The sequence below is a fragment of the Staphylococcus sp. AtDRG32 genome, assembly GCF_004365845.1.
Taxonomy (GTDB): Bacteria; Bacillota; Bacilli; order Staphylococcales; family Staphylococcaceae; genus Staphylococcus; species Staphylococcus hominis.
This window is the reverse complement of record NZ_SODE01000002.1, coordinates 11,586-34,952: the sequence shown is the minus strand read 5'-3', so window position 1 is coordinate 34,952 and position 23,367 is coordinate 11,586. Positions and strand designations below refer to the sequence as shown.

The 23,367-nt window shown below is 33.0% G+C and carries 23 protein-coding genes; 14 read left to right on the top strand and 9 right to left on the bottom strand.

Annotated features, from left to right (window positions below; all coding sequences use genetic code 11):
* Positions 1-119: 119 nt before the first annotated feature.
* Positions 120-1,100, bottom strand: coding sequence for an SMP-30/gluconolactonase/LRE family protein (locus BDW25_RS04260; protein WP_049418084.1), 981 nt, complete (start codon positions 1,098-1,100; stop codon positions 120-122).
* A gap of 259 nt (positions 1,101-1,359) precedes the next feature.
* On the opposite strand from BDW25_RS04260, the gene trhO reads away from it, so the two are divergent.
* From trhO to BDW25_RS04245, 3 genes are all read left to right on the top strand, one after another.
* On the top strand, positions 1,360-2,322 hold the full coding sequence (gene trhO / locus BDW25_RS04255) for an oxygen-dependent tRNA uridine(34) hydroxylase TrhO (RefSeq protein ID WP_019834741.1): 963 nt from the start codon (positions 1,360-1,362) through the stop codon (positions 2,320-2,322).
* A 102-nt stretch (positions 2,323-2,424) separates the two neighbouring features.
* A complete protein-coding gene (locus BDW25_RS04250; RefSeq protein ID WP_002488238.1) occupies positions 2,425-3,615 on the top strand; it encodes an MFS transporter in 1,191 nt (396 codons plus the stop codon).
* 19 nt (positions 3,616-3,634) lie between these two features.
* Complete coding sequence (locus BDW25_RS04245) at positions 3,635-4,612, top strand: choloylglycine hydrolase family protein (protein ID WP_049415867.1); 978 nt, start codon at positions 3,635-3,637, stop codon at positions 4,610-4,612.
* Between the two features lie 85 nt (positions 4,613-4,697).
* Here BDW25_RS04245 and BDW25_RS04240 read toward each other — a convergent pair whose 3' ends face one another.
* Positions 4,698-5,471 (bottom strand): acetoin reductase, encoded by a 774-nt coding sequence (locus tag BDW25_RS04240; RefSeq protein ID WP_002488197.1) that lies wholly within the window; start codon positions 5,469-5,471, stop codon positions 4,698-4,700.
* 182 nt (positions 5,472-5,653) lie between these two features.
* On the opposite strand from BDW25_RS04240, the gene pcp reads away from it, so the two are divergent.
* From pcp to BDW25_RS04205, 7 genes are all read left to right on the top strand, one after another.
* Positions 5,654-6,292 (top strand): pyroglutamyl-peptidase I, encoded by a 639-nt coding sequence (pcp, locus tag BDW25_RS04235; RefSeq protein WP_064207145.1) that lies wholly within the window; start codon positions 5,654-5,656, stop codon positions 6,290-6,292.
* Positions 6,293-6,453: 161 nt separating this feature from the next.
* Positions 6,454-8,016, top strand: coding sequence for a nickel ABC transporter substrate-binding protein (locus BDW25_RS04230; protein ID WP_208318177.1), 1,563 nt, complete (start codon positions 6,454-6,456; stop codon positions 8,014-8,016).
* Positions 8,009-8,968, top strand: coding sequence for an ABC transporter permease (locus tag BDW25_RS04225; protein WP_002449445.1), 960 nt, complete (start codon positions 8,009-8,011; stop codon positions 8,966-8,968). Before BDW25_RS04230 ends, BDW25_RS04225 begins: the two co-directional genes overlap by 8 nt.
* Positions 8,958-9,725 (top strand): ABC transporter permease, encoded by a 768-nt coding sequence (locus tag BDW25_RS04220; RefSeq protein ID WP_002449346.1) that lies wholly within the window; start codon positions 8,958-8,960, stop codon positions 9,723-9,725. The genes BDW25_RS04225 and BDW25_RS04220 overlap by 11 nt, the downstream gene beginning before the upstream one ends.
* Entirely contained in the window at positions 9,692-10,465 is a 774-nt protein-coding gene (locus tag BDW25_RS04215) for an ATP-binding cassette domain-containing protein (RefSeq protein ID WP_002449331.1), read from the top strand. The genes BDW25_RS04220 and BDW25_RS04215 overlap by 34 nt, the downstream gene beginning before the upstream one ends.
* Positions 10,452-11,078: an ATP-binding cassette domain-containing protein gene (locus BDW25_RS04210; protein WP_002449241.1), complete on the top strand. Its 627-nt coding sequence runs from the start codon at positions 10,452-10,454 to the stop codon at positions 11,076-11,078. The genes BDW25_RS04215 and BDW25_RS04210 overlap by 14 nt, the downstream gene beginning before the upstream one ends.
* Positions 11,079-11,232: 154 nt before the next feature.
* Complete coding sequence (locus BDW25_RS04205; protein ID WP_002449357.1) at positions 11,233-12,036, top strand: CPBP family intramembrane glutamic endopeptidase; 804 nt, start codon at positions 11,233-11,235, stop codon at positions 12,034-12,036.
* Positions 12,037-12,140: 104 nt separating this feature from the next.
* Here the strand turns inward: BDW25_RS04205 and BDW25_RS04200 are convergent, their stop codons facing one another.
* The 4 genes from BDW25_RS04200 to BDW25_RS04185 form a co-directional block, all read right to left on the bottom strand.
* Positions 12,141-12,827, bottom strand: a complete 687-nt coding sequence (locus BDW25_RS04200) for an NDxxF motif lipoprotein (protein WP_133944887.1) — start codon at positions 12,825-12,827, stop codon at positions 12,141-12,143.
* 72 nt (positions 12,828-12,899) lie between these two features.
* Positions 12,900-13,727 carry a CPBP family intramembrane glutamic endopeptidase gene (locus BDW25_RS04195; RefSeq protein ID WP_133944885.1) on the bottom strand — a complete coding sequence of 276 codons (828 nt, stop codon included), beginning with the start codon at positions 13,725-13,727 and terminating at the stop codon, positions 12,900-12,902.
* A 107-nt stretch (positions 13,728-13,834) separates the two neighbouring features.
* Positions 13,835-15,367: a sodium:solute symporter family protein gene (locus BDW25_RS04190; protein WP_093514832.1), complete on the bottom strand. Its 1,533-nt coding sequence runs from the start codon at positions 15,365-15,367 to the stop codon at positions 13,835-13,837.
* A gap of 46 nt (positions 15,368-15,413) precedes the next feature.
* A complete protein-coding gene (locus BDW25_RS04185) occupies positions 15,414-16,295 on the bottom strand; it encodes an N-acetylneuraminate lyase (protein ID WP_017175530.1) in 882 nt (293 codons plus the stop codon).
* Positions 16,296-16,524: 229 nt separating this feature from the next.
* On the opposite strand from BDW25_RS04185, the gene BDW25_RS04180 reads away from it, so the two are divergent.
* Complete coding sequence (locus tag BDW25_RS04180; RefSeq protein WP_002454701.1) at positions 16,525-17,385, top strand: ROK family protein; 861 nt, start codon at positions 16,525-16,527, stop codon at positions 17,383-17,385.
* A gap of 41 nt (positions 17,386-17,426) precedes the next feature.
* On the opposite strand, the gene BDW25_RS04175 is transcribed toward BDW25_RS04180, so the two are convergent.
* A complete protein-coding gene (locus BDW25_RS04175) occupies positions 17,427-18,233 on the bottom strand; it encodes a MurR/RpiR family transcriptional regulator (protein WP_002454700.1) in 807 nt (268 codons plus the stop codon).
* Positions 18,234-18,433: 200 nt separating this feature from the next.
* On the opposite strand from BDW25_RS04175, the gene BDW25_RS04170 reads away from it, so the two are divergent.
* Positions 18,434-19,108: an N-acetylmannosamine-6-phosphate 2-epimerase gene (locus BDW25_RS04170; RefSeq protein WP_002449363.1), complete on the top strand. Its 675-nt coding sequence runs from the start codon at positions 18,434-18,436 to the stop codon at positions 19,106-19,108.
* A 21-nt stretch (positions 19,109-19,129) separates the two neighbouring features.
* Positions 19,130-19,861: a glucosamine-6-phosphate deaminase gene (nagB, locus tag BDW25_RS04165; RefSeq protein WP_049379421.1), complete on the top strand. Its 732-nt coding sequence runs from the start codon at positions 19,130-19,132 to the stop codon at positions 19,859-19,861.
* Between the two features lie 51 nt (positions 19,862-19,912).
* Here the strand turns inward: nagB and BDW25_RS04160 are convergent, their stop codons facing one another.
* Positions 19,913-20,155, bottom strand: coding sequence for a hypothetical protein (locus tag BDW25_RS04160; RefSeq protein WP_002449323.1), 243 nt, complete (start codon positions 20,153-20,155; stop codon positions 19,913-19,915).
* 131 nt (positions 20,156-20,286) lie between these two features.
* The gene (gene nagA, locus BDW25_RS04155; RefSeq protein ID WP_049379382.1) at positions 20,287-21,441 is read right to left on the bottom strand and encodes an N-acetylglucosamine-6-phosphate deacetylase; all 1,155 of its coding nucleotides are present in this window, start codon (positions 21,439-21,441) and stop codon (positions 20,287-20,289) included.
* A gap of 220 nt (positions 21,442-21,661) precedes the next feature.
* Between nagA and BDW25_RS04150 the strand changes: the two genes are divergently transcribed.
* Positions 21,662-23,269 carry a BCCT family transporter gene (locus BDW25_RS04150; RefSeq protein WP_133944883.1) on the top strand — a complete coding sequence of 536 codons (1,608 nt, stop codon included), beginning with the start codon at positions 21,662-21,664 and terminating at the stop codon, positions 23,267-23,269.
* The last annotated feature ends 98 nt before the right edge of the window (positions 23,270-23,367 follow it).

Sequence of the window (23,367 nt, the reverse complement as noted above, 5' to 3'; positions counted from 1 at the left end):
TATTTATGTTTCACATGATACTTATCTTTTTTTAATTAAAATCCTATCTACAATAATACAATTCAAAAACACCCTCACTACGATAAGTAAGGATGTTTTTAATTGTAATTTATAGCTATTTACGATTGAAATTGATAGCTTTCATGTCCTTTAGCGAAACCTTCTACTGTATAAATCATTGATCCACCTTCTGAATTATTCTCAATATCATTGGTACATATTAACAATTGATTTGTACCTGGAATAAATTGCGGATGCGTAGAACGCAACATTTTCCCTTCATCACGACCTGGCATCAAGATTTGACCAATAGGATACCCTCTTTTATTAAAGACAAGAACTCGGCCTTGTCCATACATTGCAACATATAAGTTGTCATCACTATCAATACAAACAGAATCAGGTCCTTCATGACCAGTAAAATAATACGGTATGGTTGCTCCAAACGGTGCAATAGTCACACCATCATCTTCTAATTGAATACGGTGAAGTCGATTCGTCGTTGTTTCAGTTATCCACAGTACTTTTTCATCAGTACTAAGTGCGATACCATTAGCAACAGAAATATTTTGTATCACGGGTGTCACCGTTTTAAAATCAGGAGAAACGTAGTAGACGCCACCTTTAGGATTCGTTGAATACCCTCTAAAGTCGGTGAAATAAAAACCACCTTTACTATCAAATACCATATCATCAATACAATAATCTGTATTGATGTCTGAAATAATGTCTTCAAAGTGTTCTCCATGTTCATCTGTTGCGAAAATACCACCTGTAGATTCAAAGTCACCTAAGTAACATGTAAACAGTCGTCCATCTTTATGAATTTTTACTGCGGCTGGATTTTGTTTTTCTGATTGAAACGCTACAGAAATATCTTTACTTGGCAGATTAACTTTAAAAATCTTTCCACCAAATACTTCACATAAAAATAAGTTATGTGCTCTATCAAAAATAAGTCCTTCAAGTTGAAGTCCTTCATCTGAAATTTTTAACCATGGTTCAGCTGTAACTGTTTGTAATTCACTTTCAGAAACAATAGGAACCACACTTTTAGATTTACCACTATACGTTAATTTAGGTAATTTATTATCCAACATATTAAATAAGCCTCCTTATGTCATTCATTTACATAGTTTATTATACGCTTGAAACATTCTAAACTTAAGCTTACTATATGTAATCGATTTCAATAAGTAAAATGATTCTCCTTGTATAGGTCAATTGACTGATTTATGAGCGCAAATATTGAAAGAAGTTATAATTTTGTTAAAATATTACAATGTCGATTTTTATATAAATAACAATTTAGATACGTTTAACATACAGATAAATTAACTTTTAGAGGAGAATCAGAAAATGGATTATAGAGTGTTATTGTATTACAAATATACAACAATTGATGACCCTGACACATTTGCTACCGAACATTTAGCATTTTGTAAAGAGCATAACTTAAAAGGTAGAATCTTAGTATCTACAGAAGGTATCAACGGTACATTATCTGGTACAAAAGAAGATACAGATCAATATATTGAACATATGCATGCAGATGAACGTTTTAAAGATATGACTTTCAAAATTGATGAAGCTGAGGGGCATGCATTCAAAAAAATGCACGTACGTCCTAGAAAAGAAATTGTTGCTTTAGGTTTAGAAGATGATGTAGATCCACGTGTGACAACTGGTAAATATTACTCACCTAGTGAGTTTAAAGCTGCATTAGAAGATGACGATACTGTTATTTTAGATGCACGTAATGATTATGAATTTGACTTAGGTCATTTCCGCGGCGCCATTCGCCCAGATATTACACGCTTCAGAGATTTACCAGATTGGATTCGTGAAAATAAAGAAAAATTAGATGGTAAAAACATTGTGACGTATTGTACGGGTGGCATCCGTTGTGAAAAATTCTCAGGCTGGCTTGTAAAAGAAGGCTTTGAAAATGTAGGACAATTACATGGCGGTATTGCTACGTATGGTAAAGACCCAGAAACAAAAGGTGAGTACTGGGATGGCAAAATGTACGTCTTCGATGAACGTATTAGTGTCGATGTGAACCATGTAGATAAAACAGTGATTGGTAAAGAACACTTTGATGGCACTCCATGCGAACGTTATATTAACTGTGCAAATCCAGAATGTAATAAACAAATTTTAGTATCCGAAAAAAATGAAGCAAAATATCTTGGCGCATGTTCATATGACTGTGCCAAACATGAACGTAATCGCTACGTTGCAAAACACCATATTAGTGATGAGGAATGGAATCGTCGTTTAGAAAACTTTAAAGATGTTCCTGAACATATTCACGCATAATGACATGTACCCTTTATAAGTATCAACCTACTTTTAAAGGGTACTTTTACATAATTACTGTGCTATAATAACTTAAATTGAAACTTACCTAAGGTGATTGTTATGAAGAAGCACAGTAAAGATTACTTCCATCTTTTTTATAGTCAGCTATTCGCAAATACTGGAGACGTGTTAACCGTTGTCGGCTTAATTTCGGTAGTATATAGTATGACCTCAAAAACGACTGCCGCTTCTATGATTCCAATTATTTTTACTTCCGGTCTCTTTGTTAGTAGCTTTATTTCAAATTATATTTATCAGTATTTTACTCAAAAACAAGTATTATGGATTTTCCAAGGGCTTAAACTTGTGAGCCTATCCATCATCGCAAGTCTACTTATATTCGAGGAATCTCCAATATTTATTTTTATTCTACTATTTATAAATGCTCTATTTGATGGATTTACCAATCCAATTAAGAACGCGATGATTCCTTTTATTGAAAAGAAAGAATACATAACTTCGGCGAACGCTTTAATGAATATGATGAGTAGTATGGTTCAATTGTCGACATGGGCATTAGGTGGATTTCTGATGAGTCTGATTGGCGCTAAATATTTATTTTTATTTGCGCTTGTACTAGAAATCCTATCCTACTTCTTTATTATTCAACTTTCAGAACGGCATATTTATAATAATGAAAAAGAAAATATATTAAATAGCTTTAAAACTGTATTACGTCATAACTATTCCAATAAACTGAGTTTATATCTAAATCTATCTATAATTTTCGAATCTGTCGCAACGTCCATTTGGGTTGCTGCAATTATTCTTACATATACGAGAACATTTTTACATGTCGATGATTTTTGGTTTGGACTCATCAATGCTGCTTTCTTTAGTGGGACAATTATTGCTGGGTTATGGATGAATGATAAAGATCAATTTTTCACAAAAATAAGTTACCCTATTATTATTTATATTCCGCTCATATTAGCTTTTATTAATGCCAGCTTTATCCTACATCAATCTGTGTTACTTGCTTTACTCATGTCATTATTAATGGGAATTTTCGAAGATTCACGCTATATTTCTTTAAACTCAGTTGTACAACGTGAAGTACCAAAAGAAGCCCTAACATCCACCTATATACTGAATAATTTATTAAGCAGTATATTTTTCTCACTTGGTACTTTAGGTATTTCTCTTGTTGTAGATAATCAAGGAGTGATGTGGGCATATGTAATTAGTAGCGTTGCTTATGTGTTAACATTTGTTTTAGGTTTATATTTTAAAACAGCAATTAAAAATTAATTTACGAGGAGACGACGATATGTGTACAGGCATTACATTTCAAGCCAGCAATGGAGATGTTATTTTTGGAAGAACGATGGATTACGATTATCCTTTGAACGGGTTTCCTGCAGTTCAACCTCGAGGATACTCCTTTAAATCGCATGTCGACTATGAAGGGGAAACGTTGTATGCCTTTGCAGGTGCTGGTTCTGATATGGAGGGATTTGTTTTTGGAGATGGCGTCAATGAACATGGACTTGCCATGTCAAATCAATACGATCGTGGATATGCGTCATATGCGACAGACATTCGTGAAGGCTATATCAATATTTCGCAAACAGAAGTCCTTGTGTGGGCGCTCGGCTATAACAGAACTATTGAAGAACTTATTGAAAATGCGAAACAAGTTAACGTTGTAGCCTATTCATATAGTGATATTAACGAAGTTCCTCCATTACATTATCATTTATCTGATGCGACAGGGCGCACTGTGGAAGTGACATTTGTTGAAGGACGTATCGTCGTGATTGATAATCCAATTGGCGTACTCACAAATAACCCAGATTTAAATTGGCATTATGAAAATTTGAAACACTATATGCATGTGACACCATATAACATTGACAATACATTTTCAAAACAATTGAACTTAGGGAATACGAATGGCACATTCGGTTTACCTGGAGGGTATACATCTGGCGAACGTTTTGTTCGAGCAGCTTATCTTGTTCATCACTTATTACCAAATAGCGATGACCATCCTATCTTAGATGCATTTAGAATTTTAGACCATGTGAGTGTACCAAAAGGCGCTGTTCGCCCTTCAGACAATGGATTTTATTATACGTTATATCAAACTGTTTTTAATTTAACGACAAAAACACTCTATATTAAATATTATGACTCGAATACCATTACAGAATTACAACTTACCGATGACTTAATAAATCGTGACGATTTGGTAGTCTTTTCGAGAAAGAATAAAGGGTTATATACTGAAAAAGTGAATGACTAACATATTTTTAAATCTAATAAAGTACCTCTCTTACAATTTGATGTAAGAGAGGCTTATTATTTTTTTACTTTTATCATTCTTTATTTTATCTATAAACTAGTCCACCATCAGTTAAAATGGCTTGTCCAGTAATATAATCTGAATCTGATGATGCTAAGAATGATACTAAAGAAGCCACATCTTTTGGTTCTTGATAACGCCCGAGTTTAATTGCTGATGAGAACTGTTCAAATGCTTCACCAGGTTTTAGATTACTATCTAATTTAACCATTTCAGCATCAATACGATCCCACATTTCAGTTTTAGCAACTCCAGGACAATAAGCATTCACCGTAATACCTTTTTCAGCTAATTCTTTCGCTGCAGTTTGAGTGAGAGAACGTACTGAATGTTTAGTAGCACAGTATGTACCTAATACCTCATAAGATTCATGTCCTGCAATACTGCATGCGTTAATGATTTTACCTTTACTATTTTGCTTAATAAACTGTTTTGCTGCCGCTTGAATTCCAAATAACGTGCCATATACATTTATATGGAATAATTTATCCAATTCATCTTCTGTAATATCTAAAATAGGTGATACCGCATCTACACCAGCATTATTTACAAATACATCAATTTGACCAAATTCTGCCACTGCAAATTGAACTAATTCTTCTTGCTCTTTTTTCTTAGAAACATCACTATGAAATGCTACCACGTTATATCCATTCTCTTTAAATTCTTGTTCTGTTTTTTCTAGAGCTTTTTGATTAATATCTTGAATCACAATATTAAATCCATCATTGGCTAAACGTTGAGCAATTCCTTTTCCTAATCCTGCTGCTGAACCTGTAATGACTGCTGTTTTTGTCATAATACCACTCCTTTTACATAATTATTTTACCCTTCTAGTTTAATTTTATTCTTAATTTTAAATAATTCACAAACTGTTCATATATCTTTTACGTTGCCTTATATCATCATCTGTTTAATGATGTAAATAAGTGTTTATACCTTACGTATTAAACTGTAAAAAATTAAAGGAGAGGTTTTCTTATGAATATTTTAGTTACTGCATTTGATCCGTTTGGCGGAGAAAAGGTAAATCCGGCATTAGAAGCGGTTAGACAACTGGACCCTACTATTGGGGCACATACCATTACAACATTAGAAATCCCAACTGTATTTCACAAATCAAAAGATGTGATTCAACATGAATTAGAACATCATCATTACGACGTGGTATTATCGATTGGACAAGCAGGGGGACGTTTTAATATTACACCTGAACGTGTAGGCATTAATATTGATGATGCACGTATTGCGGATAATAAAGGAAATCAACCCATTGATGTTGCCATTCATCCAGATGGTGCACCAGCCTACTTTTCAAATCTTCCTATAAAATCAATGACAGAAGCGATTAAAAAAGCGGGTGTTCCAGCAAGTTTATCGAATACCGCAGGCACATTTGTCTGCAATCATGTACTTTATCAATTAGGCTACCTTGCAGATAAGTTTTATCCTAACTTACGATTTGGCTTTATCCATGTTCCCTTTATTCCAGAACAAGTCATAGATAAACCTAATACACCTTCGCTGTCTTTAGATACGATTACAAAAGGAATTACAGCAGCAATCAATGCGATTTCAGACCTCCCTGATGTTAAAGTAGCTTTAGGAGAAACACATTAGAAAATAAGATAATTAGTGATATATAAGATACAAATTCTATAATTAAAACGATTCTTTTTGTCTACAAAATATATAATTTTGTAGACGTTTTTTATTTTCAAAATAAATATTACCGTGTATTATTAATAAGTGACAAATATAAATTGAAAGAGGTTTTAAATTTGAGAAAGCATCTGCTTTTGTCATTCATGATGTGTGCGTCTCTCCTATTAACTGGATGTACACATGATCATCATCAACACAAAGAGGTGAAAGTATCTCTTGCACGAGAATTTAACCCGAGCCAGTTAGATGCACAAGCGTTTGATGTTCCGATGCCTGTCTACAGTGCAATATACCAACCTCTTGTTACATATGGAGAAAATGGAAAGATTGAGCCTGGTTTGGCTAAATCTTGGAAAGTCTCTAATAACGGAAAAGATTATACGTTTCACTTAAAACACCATATTAAATTTAATGATGGTTCGAACTTTGATGCGAAAGCAGTCAAATTTTCAATTGAACGTGCGAAAGCGACAGATAAAACGAATCCTATGGAAACATTAGATAAACTGAAGTCGGTTACTATTAAAGATAACTATACTGTAGATATTCATTTGAAAATGCCATCAAATCAAATATTAAATGAATTATCACAAATACGTCCGCTACGTATCATGAGTCCACATGCGGTAAAAGATGGTAAAACCACTGGAAAATTTGAAAAAGCGATTGGTACAGGACCATTCAAAGTAGCAGATTCAACAAATGAGACTGTGACTTTTAAACCGAATCCTTATTATCACAACCATCATCCATTGGATTACGATTTAATTTTTCAAACAATTGAAGATAGCGATTCGAGACATCTTGCAATGGAAAGTCATTCTATTGATATTACAGGGGGTTCACTAGGACATTTGACTCCTCAACAAATCAAGGAATCATACCGTAATCAAGATTTAAAGGTAAAACAATATCCAAGTACAGAAACACAGTTCATGGCCTTTAATCCAGAGGTCTCATTACTTCAAAATAAAAAGATGCGCGAAGTAATCAGTAAAGCGATTAATACTGATCACTTATCATCAAATAAGCAGCTTAAAGGATTATTCCAAGACGGCGTAGAATTCGTGAATGATACAAATCAACACACCCATTCATATAATCCTACTCAAGCGACACGCTTATTAGAACAATTAGGCTATAAAAAAAATGATCGGGGCTACTTTGAAAAAAATGGACGAGACCTTTCTTTAAAATTAGCGCTACAAACTGATGAATTTCCTGAATGGAAAACAAAAGCAGAAATTATGCAACAAGATTTGAAAAACGTAGGTATTCATTTGGATATTAACGTTTTAGATGCCCAAACGTATTATGAAACACTCACTATCCGAAAAGATTATGATCTTATTTTCTATCGTTCTTATACGAATGCGCTCATGCCATATAACTTTTTAAATGCACGCTTTAAGCAAGACGGAGATAAGCCCGGTATGTTCGCAAACGATGTTCAGCTAACAACAATGCTTAACCGCTTCTCAACCATTACCAATAAGGATGATCAACAACGTGCATTTAATCACATCTCACATCGCATCAATCAACAGTATCTTGAAGTGCCAATTGCTTATCCAAACGAAGTGTTTGTTACAAGTCCTAAAATTAAGCAATTCGAATTCTCAGGACAAACGGATGCACCCATTAATTACGATAAATTGAAGGTATCTCATCATGATTAGTATGATTAAACATTTACTTAAACTTATATTATATTTCATTATTATTTCGTTTATCTTATTTGTGCTACTTGAACATACAACTGGAAATCCAGCGATTCAATATCTACATGAACATGGTGTCGCACAAATCACAGATGAACGAATTAAGATGGCTCAAGATAAACTTGGATTAAGCCAAGCATTGCCTATTCGTTATTTACAATGGTTAGGCCATGCATTTACAGGCGATTTAGGCACGAGCTTTAGTAACGGCGAGCCTGTCACTGACCGTATTGCTAAAGCCGTTGCTCCTACCTTGAAACTTATTTTTATCTCAGCCATCATCTTATTTCCACTTGGCTATATTATTGGCTATCTCTGTGGGAATTATCCTAAGAAAAAGTGGTCTATATTCATATTACGTGCGTCTCAAGTGGTGACATCACTACCAGAATATTGGTTAGCCATTATTTTTATTTACTATTTCGGTGTGAAATGGCATCTTCTACCATTTGTTGGAAGTTATAGCTTTGAATACTTTATTCTACCTATCGCTATTTTAGTCTTAGTTGAAGGGAGTCATATGGTTTTACTCAGCAGTCATCTATTTGAACGTACACTTCGTAATGAAGCATACCAACTTGCCTCATTACGTCAGTTTAAATTAAAAGATCGTATTTACGTACAAGTTAAAGACATCTTAGCGCCATTACTTACGATTACAATTAATAATTTTATTCGTTTATTCAGTCGAGTCATTATTTTAGAAGTCATTTTTAGTATTTCAGGGTTAGGAAAATTGCTTATTATTAGTATTAATCTTCGGGATTATCCACTCATTCTAGGTATTCTAATGATGATGATTACAATCATTATGATATTGAATTTCCTGGGTGATATTTTACTAGAAAAAAGTGACCCTCGTTTGAATATGTCGAAAACGTTAGGAGGGCGAGTAACGTATGAAGATTAAACATTTCATATGGCCTATTGCAATAATCATTTTAGCTGTACTCGCTTATGCCCTATATGATAAAGCAAATCAAATTCATCAATCTCAAGCATTACGTCCCCCAAGTTTACATCATTTACTTGGTACGGATGATTTGGGTAGAGATTTTCTAACACGACTATTTGTAGGTAGCTTGATTACACTTGGTCTTACTGCATTCATTATGATAGGGACAATCGTGCTTGGACTGATCATTGGTCTTATTTCAGCTATAGTAGGTAAATGGTTAGATTCTATCATTATGGCACTTGCAGATATGTTAATCGCTTTACCAGCTATCATTATCGCGCTTGTCGTCCTTGGTTTTATTAATAATTCTGTAGTAGGATTATGTCTTGCACTCATCATCGGCTGGCTCGGTCGCTATTTGCGGTATTTCAGAAATTTAGCACGTGACACGATGACACAACCGTTCGTTAAATTTGCGCCACTTAGTGGGATGTCGAAGTTCCAAGTTACAATACATCACATTGTGCCACATCTCATCAGTGACATTATGGCACTTGTTACTGCAGATTTTGGTAAGTTAATGTTAAGTATTTCCGGTCTCGCCTTTATTGGTTTAGGAGTAAAACCCCCTATTCCTGAATTAGGCGCCATTTTACATGACGGTAAAAGTTATTTCTATTCTGCGCCCTGGTTATTTATCTTTCCAGGTGTCTTATTAGGAGGGTTCGCACTCATATGTCAAATACTCAATCGTCGTCACCTACATTAGATACAGTCCTTTATATCAATGATGTATCTGTTTATCACAAACATGAACCATTACTTAAACAGATACATTTAAAGATTGAAAAAGGAAGCTTTCATTGTTTAATTGGAGAAAGTGGGAGTGGTAAATCTTTACTTACACGTACTGTACTGAATATGAAAGAAGATGATTTAACCTATCGTGGTGAGATTCATCTCGATTTAACACAAACGGATGCAATGTTCCAAGATGCGAATCGCAATTTTTTCCAAAATGTTCGTATCAACCGCCACTTTGATGCATTGTTTGACTCTATGTCATCTTCATTAACACGTGATCAGCAAAAAGCATTTGTATTACGTCAATTTAAACATCTCGGATTGGACCAACCTGAATCCATTTATTATCAGTATCCTTTTGAATTGAGTGGTGGTATGGCACAACGAGTTGCACTTGTCATGGCTATTGTAAGAGAAGCACAGTTTTTAATTGCAGATGAACCGACTAGTGCGCTAGATCAACACAATCGTCATAGTTTAATGGCTCTACTGCATCATGTAGTGACAGAACATGATATGACAGTGCTATTTGTAACTCATGATTTAAACTTAGTCTTAAACTATGCAACACATATCAGTGTCATGCTAAACGGAAACATTGTAGAAACAGGGCGTGCTTCTGATATTTTACGTGATCCTCAGCATGCTTACACGAAGCAATTGATTGAACTAGCTAATAGGAGATATCAATATGTTACAGATTAAACAGTTAAATAAAGCTTTTTCTAATAAACAGATATTTAAAAATTTTAATTATACATTAGAGACACACGATCATTTATTGATAAGTGGCGTAAGTGGAAGCGGAAAGTCTACTTTGGCTCAAATTATTGCAGGATTAGATTCAAATTATCAAGGTACACTCATATATAACGATTTAGAACTTGGCCATATTTCACAACACAAATGGATGAAACATATCCAATATGTGCCTCAATATCATTCGAGTACACTTGATCCAAATAAAACAGTTCATTGGATATTAAAACAACCTTTAATTCATTTTCATTATCCTAAAGCTATACATGAGGACAGAATAAAAGAAGTCATGTCGCAATGTAAGTTAGAATCACAATTACTTGGTAAAAAAGTGAGCACTTTAAGTGGTGGCCAATTCCAAAGGTTATGGATAGCAAAAGCTTTGCTTGTAGAACCAGATGTCTTGATTTTAGATGAAGCAACAACAAATTTAGATATGGTGAACGAAGATATCATCTTACAAATGTTAAGAGAATTTCAACATTTACAGTTAATTATCATTACACATGATTCATATTTATTGAAAGCTTTACCTGGTAAACATTTAAATATTGGTTAATTCAAAATAAAGAGTGGGACAACGAGTTTTGTCTCACTCTTTTCATAAATAGTTCAAATATTTTATAAAGTAAGTTGTAGGTTGAAATCAGAGTATGTTATGTTCAAGTTGCAGTATACGTAGTTCAAATAAAAACATTAGAGGTGATACAACCATGACTCAACAAGGTATTACAGAAACACGTATGCATTCAGATTCAAATCTTGACTCTCATTATCATAAAAAAGATGAACATTATCCTAAAGGGAATCGCTTCTTAAATGTTCTTATTTTTATAGGATGGATGTTACTTGCTCAGATTCCTATTGTTCTTATTTTATTTATTACTAATTTTTCTGCAAAAATGGATGTTACAAGTGGAACACTAGCAACATTATTATTTATGCTGTTAGCCGCTGTCGTTATTTGGCTGGTTAGACGTTATTATCAACGGCATACATATGAGCCAATTAAACCGTTTAAACGCAAAGATATTATGATTAATATCGGATGGGCACTATTACTTCGCGTTATTGTCATTGGAATGAGTTTTCTAATGATGGCAATAACAGGTCAAGCACAGACAGAAAATGATAAGGCATTACTGGGTAACTTTCAAGGCGCGAAACCTTCTCCCGATCAACTTGGACAAGCGTTTCCTGTCATAGTATTTGCACTCACCCTTACGTTTGTAGCTCCCTATTTAGAAGAATTAATTTATCGAGGTATCTTTAAAGAAACGCTATTTAAACGTAGCAGTTTCTGGTTACCATTTATTTTATCCTCACTTATTTTTGCTTCCCAACATGGTATTTCAAATTGGGTTGCGGTCTTAATGTATATCATAATGGGGATGGTGTTCTATCTCGCTTATCATCGTCGTCATAACGTTAGAGATAGTATGATGGTTCATATGATTCATAATGGTGTAACGGGTATTGTGATTATTGTGAGTTACTTTATCGCAATGTTTAGCTAAAAAAGGATACCTGTTAAATGAAGTCGACAACTATTTCGCCAAAAAAGGAGTGGAACGGAATTCATTTTGAATTCGTCGGTCCACTCCTTTTTTAATTCATTCGATCAATCTATATCAATATGATTTGAATCCTCATTAAATGTTTCAGTTTTAATATTTTTATCTTCCAAGAAATTGGCAATATCTTGTTTTTCTTGATCATTTACAATGTCTTGATCTTTATTCACTTGCTCAATATCATTAAAAATAGATGTATCATCATCCGATTTTAATGAGATTTCTAAACTTTTTTGCTCTATGCGATTGGCTGTTGAAATATAACGACTTATTTTATCAGTATAGATCACATAATCATTATTTGGCATCTGATTATTTTGAATGTATTGTGCAAAATTTGTATCATTCTCATTCTCTAATTGAACAAGCTTTTTTAATTTGTTCGCTTCTGTGTTAGATAACTTTTGATTGGAATATAATTTCATTTTATATGTATTCATCGTATCATTGATTTTTTTATCAATGTTACTATACGTTTTAATATCTTTTTTAATCGTTTTTTCAGAAATCTGTACATGTCGTACTGATGTTTTTTCAAAAACATGATCCGGTATTTTTGTATCTGGTTCTAGACTGATATCTTGATCATCAGAACTCTTATTTTCTTCTGTTGAATGTTCTTCTTGTGTATCCGCTTTGTCCGAAGGGTCACTATCCTCTTTAGACAATCGATTACATCCCACTAAGCCAATAGATAATATGAGAATAAGCGTTACTACCACTATCTTTTTCATAACTTTTCTCCTTAACTACGTTTATTTATCTTTACTTTAAGTATAAAACAATTACGACTACTTTTGAATGTGTTATAAGTTGCTACCTTTATATGGCGTACGGCACATTAACAGAACAATAATCACAATGATATAGCCTATCGTAGAGACGATAGATGTTTCAAAACCAAACTGTCCTCCTGTAAGCACCATATTTTTAAAACGTAAAACATATTGAAAGACGTTATAGTCAGTTTCTTTTGTAGTGATATAAACAACTTGAAAGACATTCCAAAAGAAATGCAAGGTGATACTCGCCCAAATGGTGTTAAATCGATACGTTGCTATACCAAACATCATACCAACTAAAGTGCCACTAACTAACAATAAAAAGAAACTTGTCACATTTAGAGCACCATTCAATAAATGAATGACGCCAAAGAACAGTGAAGTAACGATGATTGCTATTCGAATGTTTGTTTTCTTTTCAATATAGCCCATTAAAAGACCTCGACACACCATTTCCTCGACAATAGCACCAGCTGCACCTTGCATAAAAATAATGTAACTCAAGTCGTGTATCGTCTTACTGATTGAGTTAAAATGATGTACCTTAAAATCTCCCGGTATAAAAATAAAATAAATCGCATATACTACGCACGGTAATGCAATCCCTAAAATCAAATAAATCGGATGAAATACAGGTTTTGTCATTCGATATGAAGATAGACCCTCTTTAAATACATGAGTAATTATCCATCTTACGATGAGAAATGTAAGTAAAATATAAGTGATACTCGATAAAATCGTTCCGATTCCATAAAATGGTATAATTATATCAAATAATAGCGAGATTGTTTGAGAAATAACCATAATGATTATCGCTAAAAGAAACATACCAACAATTTTTATTATTTTCATTGTTATTCTCCAATATAAGTGATGTATATAAATTTATCATAGCATAGAAAAAAGAGTAAGATTGAATTGACAATGAATTCATTTTCCTACTCTCTTAATATTAAAAATCAATTTCTTTTTGCTATTTTAGATATATATGTAGAAGCTTTATTTTTATCGTAAATCGTTAAACCAGTAATATCTTTTACATTTTTAGATGGTACAAGCAAGCTTACGATATAACCTAAAATAAAAGCAACTAAAAATGAAATAATTGATACGTAAAATGGTGAGTTTCCTCCACCTATTCCATGAAGTAAATAAGCGATAATTACTCCTGCAAATAGTCCGACAATGACACCAAATGTATTTGCACGTCTTGTGAATATCCCAACTGCAAATATTCCAGCTAACGGCACACCAAATAATCCAGTAATAAGTAAGAATAAATCCCATAAATTATTAGAATCTGCTGCAATTAAATACATCGAAATACCATAGCTTAATAAACCTGCTATCACAATAATTAATCGAGCAAATTTCACTTCTGATTTATCATCCCTTTTTCCAAAGAAGCGATGTTTAATATCTTCAGAAGTACATGCTGAAATTGAATTTAAACTTGATGAAATTGTTGATTGTGCTGCAGCGAATATTGCTGCAATAAGTAATCCACCAATAAATGGGGGCATTTCAGTCAAAATAAAATATGGAACAATTGATGAGGTATTAAAACCTTTAGGCAATGCTTCTTGATGCTGATAAAATGAATACATCATCGTACCCATACCATAGAAAATAGGCGCTGAAATTAGTGCTAAGACACCATTTGTCCATAATGATTTTTTGGTTTCTTCCATAGATTCTGATGCTTGATAACGTTGTACTACATCTTGGCTCGCTGTATATTGATGTAAATTATTAAAAATATTTCCTAGGAAAATAATTGGGATCGCCGCTGCTACTGAGTTAAGTTTCCAATTATCTGCGCTAAGAATTTTTTTATTCGCAATAGCATCATGTACAATTGTGCCAAATCCACCTTTTATTTCAAAAGCACCGATGATAATGATAAGAAGTGCTCCACCAAGTAAAATGACACCTTGGATAAAATCGCTCCAAACGACTCCTTCGAATCCACCTAAAAATGTATATAAAATACATAAAATACCTACTAAACTTGCTACAAGATATGGATTAATATCAGATACAGCAGTTATTGCTAAAGTCGGTAAATAAATAACGATTGCGATACGACCTAAGTGAAAAATAATAAATAATAATGATCCAATTAAACGTATACTTGGTCCAAATCGTGCTTCTAAATATTCATAAGCTGAAGTTACATGTAATTTTTTAAAGAATGGAACATAAAAAGCAATTAATATTGGAATGATTGCTACAATTGCAATATTTCCTGCTATATAGGCCCAATCAGTTAAAAAAGCTTTTTCAGGTGTAGACATAAACGTAATTGCACTTAATGTAGTCGCATAAATAGAAAAGCCAATTGCCCACGATGGTAAACGTCCGCTTGCTTTAAAGAAACTATCAGTATCTTGACTTGCACGTTTAGTAAAATAGGCACCTACTAATAACATTGCTACAAGATAGACGATAACTGCTATCCAATTCCATAACCCAAATCCTATATGTTGCATAAGGATCACCCCTTGTTTATATTCTGTCGTTTAAATTGTGTCGTAATTACAAGCTATAAGTTTCAATTAATTGATTTAATTCTTTACGATTTGCTTCATTAAATGGTGAAAATGGACGTTTAGGTACTCCACCATCGATGCCTCGTGTTTTTAATATTTCTTTTAAAGTAGGGTAAATACCCATGCTTAAAACTGTTTCAATAATATTATTAGTATCGTGTTGAATTTTATAAGCTTCTTCAATTTTACCTTCACGAGCTAAGTCATAAATTTGACGTGCACGACGGCCATTCACATTATATGTAGAACCAATTGCACCATCTACTCCAGAAATAACTGCTTGAACTAACATTTCATCAAATCCTGACAAAATCAACTTATCTGGAAATGCTTTTCTAATTCTTTCAAGTAAGAAGAAATTTGGCGCAGTATATTTTACTCCTACAATTTTTTCATTATTAAACAATTCTTTAAATTGGTTGATACTAATATTTACACCAGTCAAATCTGGGATGGCATAAATTATCATTTTATTTTGCGTTGCTTCAATAATATCGAAGTAATATTGCTTAATCTCTTCAAAAGAAAACGGATAATAGAATGGTGTTACTGCTGATAATGCGTCATATCCTAAATCTGTGGCATACTTTCCAAGTTCAATGGCCTCATTTAAATCTAGTGAGCCTACTTGAGCAATTAATTTCACATCATTTCCAACCGCTTCTTTTACAACTTTAAAGATTTGTTTCTTTTGTTCTTTACTAATTAAGAAATTTTCTCCAGAACTTCCATTTACATATAAACCGTCTAATTGTTCAACTTCTATTGCATTCTTTGCGATTTGTTTTAATCCCTCTTCTTTAACTTGACCATTTTCATCAAATGGGACAAGTAACGCTGCATATAATCCTTTTAATTGTTCTTCCATTCGAAATCCTCCAATATATGATCTGAATTTTTTATAATTTTATTATTAATTCAACAGCAATATATTCTATTTATATTTCGAATTGTAAACGCTATCATATTTTTATACAATACTATATGAAAAATATTAACAAATAATTCTAAATTTGATGAAAATAATTTTCAAATTAAAACTAGAGTACTAAAAATGATTTATAGTAGTTATAAAGAAAACTAAGGAGGTTTTTTATATGTATAAAATTGCAGTTGATATCGGGGGCACTAATATAAAACTTGCAGTAATTAACAATGAATTAAACATTATTGATTATAAAACAATTGCTACTCCAGACAATATTCACATTTTAATAACGAACGAAATATACTTAATCATTGATGCATTTATAAAAAAATATCAGCTTAAAAATCCTCACATTGGTATCTCAAGTGCTGGCGTTGTAGATTCAACTCGTGGAGAAATTGTTTACACTGGACCAACTATTCAAAATTTTGATGGTACAAATTTTTTAAATGTTTTCAAGGAATTGTCCTCAAATATAACTGTTTACAACGATGTAGATGCAGCATTACTTGGGGAGCTTTCTTTGCATAATTATGAAGAAAATAACATCTTTTGTCTTACTTTAGGAACAGGAATTGGCGGTGCATTTTATAATAAATCTATTGGAATCTATCAAGGTGCACGTCATCGAGCAAATGAAATTGGTTATTTGCTTTATCGTTCTTCCGATGACAAAACATTTGAACAAAGAGCTTCAACTTCAGCGCTAAAAGATTTAATGCTATTACATCACTTTAAGTATGACACTAACGTACCAAAATTATTTGAATTAGCTGAAGAAAATGACACTGTAGCAATCAATATTTTAGAAGAGTGGAGCCATTCAGTAGCTGAAGGTATCGCTCAATTACAAATTATCTATGATCCTGAACTTATCTTGATTGGTGGAGGTATCTCTTCTCAAAAAGATACACTATTAAAATATATTAAGCCTAAAATTCATTATTACCTTCCGCCTCATTATGGAATAGCACGTCTTCAGACGACTCGAAGTGGTAATAATGCAGCTTTGTACGGTGCAATACAATAGTAGTTATAAACATGGAGGACTACGCATTCTAGTCCTCTTATTTATTTGCTCCCATGGTTTAGCACAACTTGACGTGTTTGTTGATAGAGTTTATGCATGTAAGGATCTCCAAGAAGAATGTAACTCACAAGATCTAATAAAAAGTGAGTTGCAATTTGTGAATTAATAAATCTTGTATCATTATTATTGGACTGCGCAGACGTAATCAGCACTAAATCTGCATTTTTAGTAATTGTGCTTCCTTCAAAATTAGTAATTACAACAACATAAGCGCCTTGATTTCGTGCTATTTTAGCCGCATCGATAAGCTCACTTGTTTCACCACTATTTGAAATTGCTACAAACATATCATTCGATGATAATAATGACGCAGAAATCTTCATTTGATGAGCATCTGTGGATACTAAACCTTTTATCCCCATACGCATGGCACGATAATAAAATTCACTTGCTGTTAAACCTGAACTCCCTAAACCTGCGAAATTCACCTGTCTACATGTTTTTAAATTATGTGCTAAGCGTTTAATTTTTTCCTCAGAAATAAACTCTCCAGTTTGTTGAATGATATTTTGATGATAACGATGTATAAGTTGTACTAATGGTGCATTTTCTACAGATTTCTCTGATTTTTCATGTTGCAAACTAAACTTCATATCTTGAAAATTATCGTAATTTAATTTGTTACTGAAACGCGTTATTGTAGCTGGCGATGTTTCAATTGCATAAGCCAATGAATTAATTGTTGAGAAACTATCATCAAGTGGATGCTTTTGTATATATTCTATAATTCGTTTATCTGTTTTTGTTAATAAATGACGACAACGCTGAACTCTATTTTCAAATTTCATTTTACAATCATCCTCTTTACTCAATTAAATAACTTATGTCTAATTTATTATAAATGAAAATATTTTTCAATTTATAATTTTAAATTGATAATAATTTTCTCAATGTTATGATATGAGTAAATCAATTCAACAGTATTGTATAAATAACCACAAACTCGATATATTCTATTTATAAATATAAATGTTACGGAGTGAATGATATGTTACCACAAGGATTAATCGTTTCTTGCCAAGCTTTACCTGAAGAACCTTTACATTCTTCGTTCATTATGTCAAAAATGGCTTTAGCTGCTTATCAAGGCGGTGCAGTAGGTATACGTGCTAACTCTATAGAAGATATTGTAGCTATTCGCAAGGAAATCAATTTACCAGTTATCGGAATTGTTAAACGAGATTACACTAACTCAAGTGTATTTATAACTGCAACTTCAAAAGAGGTAAATGAACTCATTGAAAGCGGTTGTGAAGTCATTGCTTTAGATGCTACTAAACAAAAACGTCCAAAAGAATCTCTTGAAGAACTTGTGAAATATATTAGAGAAAAAGCGCCTGATATTGAAATTATGGCTGATATCTCAACGATTGAAGAAGCTATTTATGCAGATCAATTAGGTTTTGACTATATTGGAACCACTCTAAGAGGGTATACATCTTATACAAAGGGTCATATATTATATGAAAATGATTTTGAATTTTTAAAAGAAGTACTTAATCAAGTAAACACAAAAGTCATTGCAGAGGGTAATGTCATCACACCTGACATGTATAAAAAAGTGAACGAACTTGGTGTTCATTGTACAGTAGTTGGTGGTGCGATTACACGACCTAAACAAATTACCGAACGATTTGTTGAAGCAGTAAAAAATCATTCATAAACATATGGAGGCGTTTAGATGATGAAATTGATCAATTTAAAAAACAAATCTATCGCAAGTGATTATGTAGCAGTTGAGTTATTAAAGTTAATACAAAGTACGCCGACAGCTACTCTTGGATTAGCGACAGGTAATACGATGACAGAAATCTATCCACGATTATCTGAATTATTAACGGCAAATCGTGTGAATTTAAATGATATTAAAACATTTAACTTAGATGAGTATGTGGGTCTTAATTCATCACACCCTCAAAGCTACTACACATATATGCATGAGCTGTTATTTAATCATAACGAATGGAATGAAGATCATATCTACATTCCAAGAGGAGACGCATCTGATCTTGAAGACGAAGCACATGCTTATGAACAGCGTCTATCCTCTATAGGACAACCCGATATTCAATTATTAGGTATTGGAGAAAATGGTCATATCGGTTTCAACGAACCAGGTACATCTTTTGATAGTCAAACACGAGTTGTAGATTTAACTGATTCTACGATTAAAGCAAATAGTACTCATTTTGATACGATTGATGATGTTCCAAAACAAGCCATTTCTATGGGATTACAATCTATTATGCGCGCAAAACGTATCATTTTATTAGCTTTTGGAGAACGTAAACAAGAAGCTGTTGAGCGTTTAATGAATGGACCGAAAACTGAAACATTACCTGCTTCTATTTTACAAACGCATCCGAATGTAGACATTATCATTGATGATGTCATATTTAATTATTTAAACCACTAAAAAGGACAGAACGCTCGAGTTCTGTCCCTTTTAATATGTTAACTTTACTTACTATGGATGTTTAAATAATTTTAAAAGCAATGAAATAATAATACAAACTATCGCAATAATTGCGAAAGTAATCAAGAAAATTAAATCCGTTTGAGTGAATTTCACACTGATATCTGACCAACTTTTAAAAGAACTATTATAAAGCGCATTGACCACTACAACCGCTAATAAAGCAATGACTGATAACCACCCTAAAGTAGTAAAGAAATTTTTTGCACTTGGAAATCTCAAATCATTTTGCATTACCTATCCCTCCTTTACTTCAAATTCATATATTATGTAGATTTACTATGTATATACACTAAACTTCATATATATAAACCTAAAAAGATAAAGAGATACTAAATTATTCATTTTTCACCATGCGAGTAGTCTTAAAAATGATGAATAGTACCTGATTTAATCGTTGTATCTACTTGTATATGGTCGTCTACAATTACGATATCTGCATCTTTTCCTATGCTTAAGCTTCCTTTTTGCTTATCAATATTAAGTGCAATGGCCTGATTTAAACTTGTCACTCGCCATAAGTGATCTAAACTATCATGCGTAAATTGAATTAAATTATGCAGTCCTTCATTCATTTTTAAAATACTGCCTGCAAGTGCGCCATTTTCTAAACGTGCTTCTTTCCCTTTAACAATCACATTTTGTCCACCTAAATCATACTCACCATCTTTCATACCTTTGGCACGCATGGCATCTGTAATTAAATACATGTGAGTAGGTCCTTTTTGCTTATATGCAATATCTACAGCAGCAGGATGTGAATGAATCCCATCACCAATAATTTCAGTGTTTAAACTTTGATTGGTCCATGCGGCACCAAACACACCTGGATTCCGATGTTCAAAAGGTGTTGCAGCATTGTAAAGATGCGTTACATGTTTCGCACCTCGTTCTACCGCTTCATTTGCTTCTTCAAATGTGGCGACAGTATGTCCCATTGAAAAGATGATATCATCACGCAATTCATTTAATGTGTCATGAGCGCCTTCGACTTCTGGCGCAAAAGTAATGATTTTAATTAATCCTTTCGCTACCTTTTGAAAATGTCGAATTTTGTCAACAGTGGGACGTTGTACATATTTAGGATTTTGAGCACCCACTTTATGTTCAGAAATAAATGGTCCTTCTAAATGTACACCACCGATTTCAGCTGCTTCACCTAACGTTTGATTTTCATAACATGCGACAATATTTTTTAATGCTTTTTCAATATTCTCATCAGATTGCGTCATCGTTGTTGCTAAAAATGTTGTTGTCCCTTCAGACAATAATTGTTTAGCTAAATGATTTAAGCCGTCATACGATGCATCCATCGCATCTTCTCCATAGCCACCATGAATATGAATATCGATAAAACCTGGTAACACATGCTTTCCTGCTACATCTATTTGATTTAAATGACCTTTATAATCACCTTTTTGAATATCACTAATTTTGCCATTTTCTACGACAAGATACCCTTTTTCAATAACTTGTGCTTCCGTATAAATTCTTCCATTTGTAATGACATATTGAGACATGATACCCCTTCTTTTCTATAAAATTTCTTATCATTTCAAAGATATTATATCATTTCATATTGTCATCATTAGGCAATTTCTTCTTTTGGAAAAAATTTTCAAATTTAATGTTAACTTTCTTTAAACTAATTTATAAACGATTAAAATGAATTTTGAAAATATTCATAATTATATGTATAATCAAAACAACTATTTTATAAAGGGATGACTTAATTAATTCATGAATGACAAACGTAAAAGAAATAACAGACTGGTTTATATCATTTCAGTGTCTATTATTATTATTATCACTGCAATTGCTGGTATATTTCCTAAAACATTTGGTACACACGCTCAAACGATGTACGATTTTATTTCAAATACTTTTGGTTGGCTTTTCTTACTTATTATATTTATTTTAGATATTTTTCTAATTTCTTTAGCTGCTTCTAGATATGGTCGGTTCAAATTAGGAGACGATAATGAAGAACCTGAATTTTCTTTCATGTCATGGATTGGCATGTTATTTTCTGCTGGCTTAGGTGTTGGTATTGTGTTTTGGGGAGTTGCAGAACCACTGACACACTATCTTCATTCTCCTTTCCCAGGAAAAGTGCCAGATCAATCACCAGAATCTGCACGTCTTGCTATGGGTTATACCTTTTTTCATTGGGGAATCTCACAATGGTCTATTTTTGCAATGGCTGGGCTTATCGTCGCATACTTTCAATTCCGTAAAAAACGAGATGGTTTAATTTCTACTGCTATGGAACCTGTCTTCGGTGAAGCCTATAAACGTCCTTTTCGAAATATCATTGATATCTTAGCAATTATTGCTACCGTAATGGGGATAGCAACATCAATTGGACTGGGTATTATGCAAATTAGTGGGGGGTTAAATCATGTCTTCCATGTACCAAATAACAATATCACTAAAATTTCTATTACAGTATTAATGATGATTATTTTCATTGGATCTGGTATTACAGGTCTAGGACGAGGTGTGAAATGGCTTAGTAACCTTAATATTATATTAGGCGCTTTATTACTTGTCTTTATGCTTATCTTCGGGGATTTAAAATTTATCTTTGAATCTTACACACTTGCTATCGGAGACTACATAAGACACTTTGTCGAATATAGTTTACGTATTGATCCGTACACAAATAACAATGCTTGGATTCAACAATGGACTGTCTTCTATTGGGCATGGGTTATTTCTTGGTCACCATTTATTGGAGGTTTCGTTGCACGTGTATCACGCGGTCGCACCATTCGAGAATTTATTATGTGTGTGCTTATAGTACCTCCACTCATTTCATTCGTTTGGATTTGTGGCTTCGGTGGTATGGCTGTCAAATTTGCTATGGGTGGCGATAAAATTGCTAGTCTTGTAGATAAAGATTATACGGTTGCTTTATTTGAATTATTATCAAAATTTCCATTATCTGATATTACAAGCGGTCTTGCCATTTTGTTAATCTTTTTATTCATTGTCACAAGTGCTGACTCAACAACGCATATTGTTGCTGGAATGGCTACTGGAGGCAGTGAAAATCCAAAAATAAAACACAAAGTCATTTGGGGTTTACTTATTGGGGCTATTTCAGTAGCAATGACTATAGCAGGGGGATTAACAAGCTTACAAACAGCTTCTGTCGTTACTGGTTTACCATTTTCAATCATTTTACTTTTGATGACTATTTCAATTATGCGTGCCTTACGACGAGAACATACAAAACATTTCCAAATGTCATATGTTAAGGATGATAAAGATTACTCTATTCCACTCGAAAAACGCGAAAAGGATAGTAAAACTCTAAATAATGATCATTCGGAAAAATCATAAACATAAATTTATATGTATTTAATTGACTCATTACTATGTAGTATGAAACTCTAATAACAAAAATAAAAACGTTCTCCCTATTTTTTAGTGAGAACGTT

Bases quoted from the DNA above. Each gene is read 5' to 3' on its own strand.
- BDW25_RS04205 (WP_002449357.1), top strand. From the start codon at position 11,233: ATGACTCAACAAGGTATTACAGAAACACGTATGCATTCAGATTCAAAT.
- BDW25_RS04240 (WP_002488197.1), bottom strand. From the start codon at position 5,471: ATGACAAAAACAGCAGTCATTACAGGTTCAGCAGCAGGATTAGGAAAA.
- BDW25_RS04220 (WP_002449346.1), top strand. From the start codon at position 8,958: ATGAAGATTAAACATTTCATATGGCCTATTGCAATAATCATTTTAGCT.
- nagA (WP_049379382.1), bottom strand. From the start codon at position 21,441: ATGTCTCAATATGTCATTACAAATGGAAGAATTTATACGGAAGCACAA.
- BDW25_RS04225 (WP_002449445.1), top strand. From the start codon at position 8,009: ATGATTAGTATGATTAAACATTTACTTAAACTTATATTATATTTCATT.
- BDW25_RS04190 (WP_093514832.1), bottom strand. From the start codon at position 15,367: ATGCAACATATAGGATTTGGGTTATGGAATTGGATAGCAGTTATCGTC.
- BDW25_RS04195 (WP_133944885.1), bottom strand. From the start codon at position 13,727: ATGAAAATAATAAAAATTGTTGGTATGTTTCTTTTAGCGATAATCATT.
- nagB (WP_049379421.1), top strand. From the start codon at position 19,130: ATGAAATTGATCAATTTAAAAAACAAATCTATCGCAAGTGATTATGTA.
- BDW25_RS04260 (WP_049418084.1), bottom strand. From the start codon at position 1,100: ATGTTGGATAATAAATTACCTAAATTAACGTATAGTGGTAAATCTAAA.
- BDW25_RS04185 (WP_017175530.1), bottom strand. From the start codon at position 16,295: ATGGAAGAACAATTAAAAGGATTATATGCAGCGTTACTTGTCCCATTT.
- BDW25_RS04210 (WP_002449241.1), top strand. From the start codon at position 10,452: ATGTTACAGATTAAACAGTTAAATAAAGCTTTTTCTAATAAACAGATA.
- BDW25_RS04245 (WP_049415867.1), top strand. From the start codon at position 3,635: ATGTGTACAGGCATTACATTTCAAGCCAGCAATGGAGATGTTATTTTT.
- pcp (WP_064207145.1), top strand. From the start codon at position 5,654: ATGAATATTTTAGTTACTGCATTTGATCCGTTTGGCGGAGAAAAGGTA.
- BDW25_RS04180 (WP_002454701.1), top strand. From the start codon at position 16,525: ATGTATAAAATTGCAGTTGATATCGGGGGCACTAATATAAAACTTGCA.
- BDW25_RS04175 (WP_002454700.1), bottom strand. From the start codon at position 18,233: ATGAAATTTGAAAATAGAGTTCAGCGTTGTCGTCATTTATTAACAAAA.
- BDW25_RS04170 (WP_002449363.1), top strand. From the start codon at position 18,434: ATGTTACCACAAGGATTAATCGTTTCTTGCCAAGCTTTACCTGAAGAA.
- BDW25_RS04250 (WP_002488238.1), top strand. From the start codon at position 2,425: ATGAAGAAGCACAGTAAAGATTACTTCCATCTTTTTTATAGTCAGCTA.
- BDW25_RS04160 (WP_002449323.1), bottom strand. From the start codon at position 20,155: ATGCAAAATGATTTGAGATTTCCAAGTGCAAAAAATTTCTTTACTACT.
- BDW25_RS04200 (WP_133944887.1), bottom strand. From the start codon at position 12,827: ATGAAAAAGATAGTGGTAGTAACGCTTATTCTCATATTATCTATTGGC.
- BDW25_RS04150 (WP_133944883.1), top strand. From the start codon at position 21,662: ATGAATGACAAACGTAAAAGAAATAACAGACTGGTTTATATCATTTCA.
- trhO (WP_019834741.1), top strand. From the start codon at position 1,360: ATGGATTATAGAGTGTTATTGTATTACAAATATACAACAATTGATGAC.
- BDW25_RS04215 (WP_002449331.1), top strand. From the start codon at position 9,692: ATGTCAAATACTCAATCGTCGTCACCTACATTAGATACAGTCCTTTAT.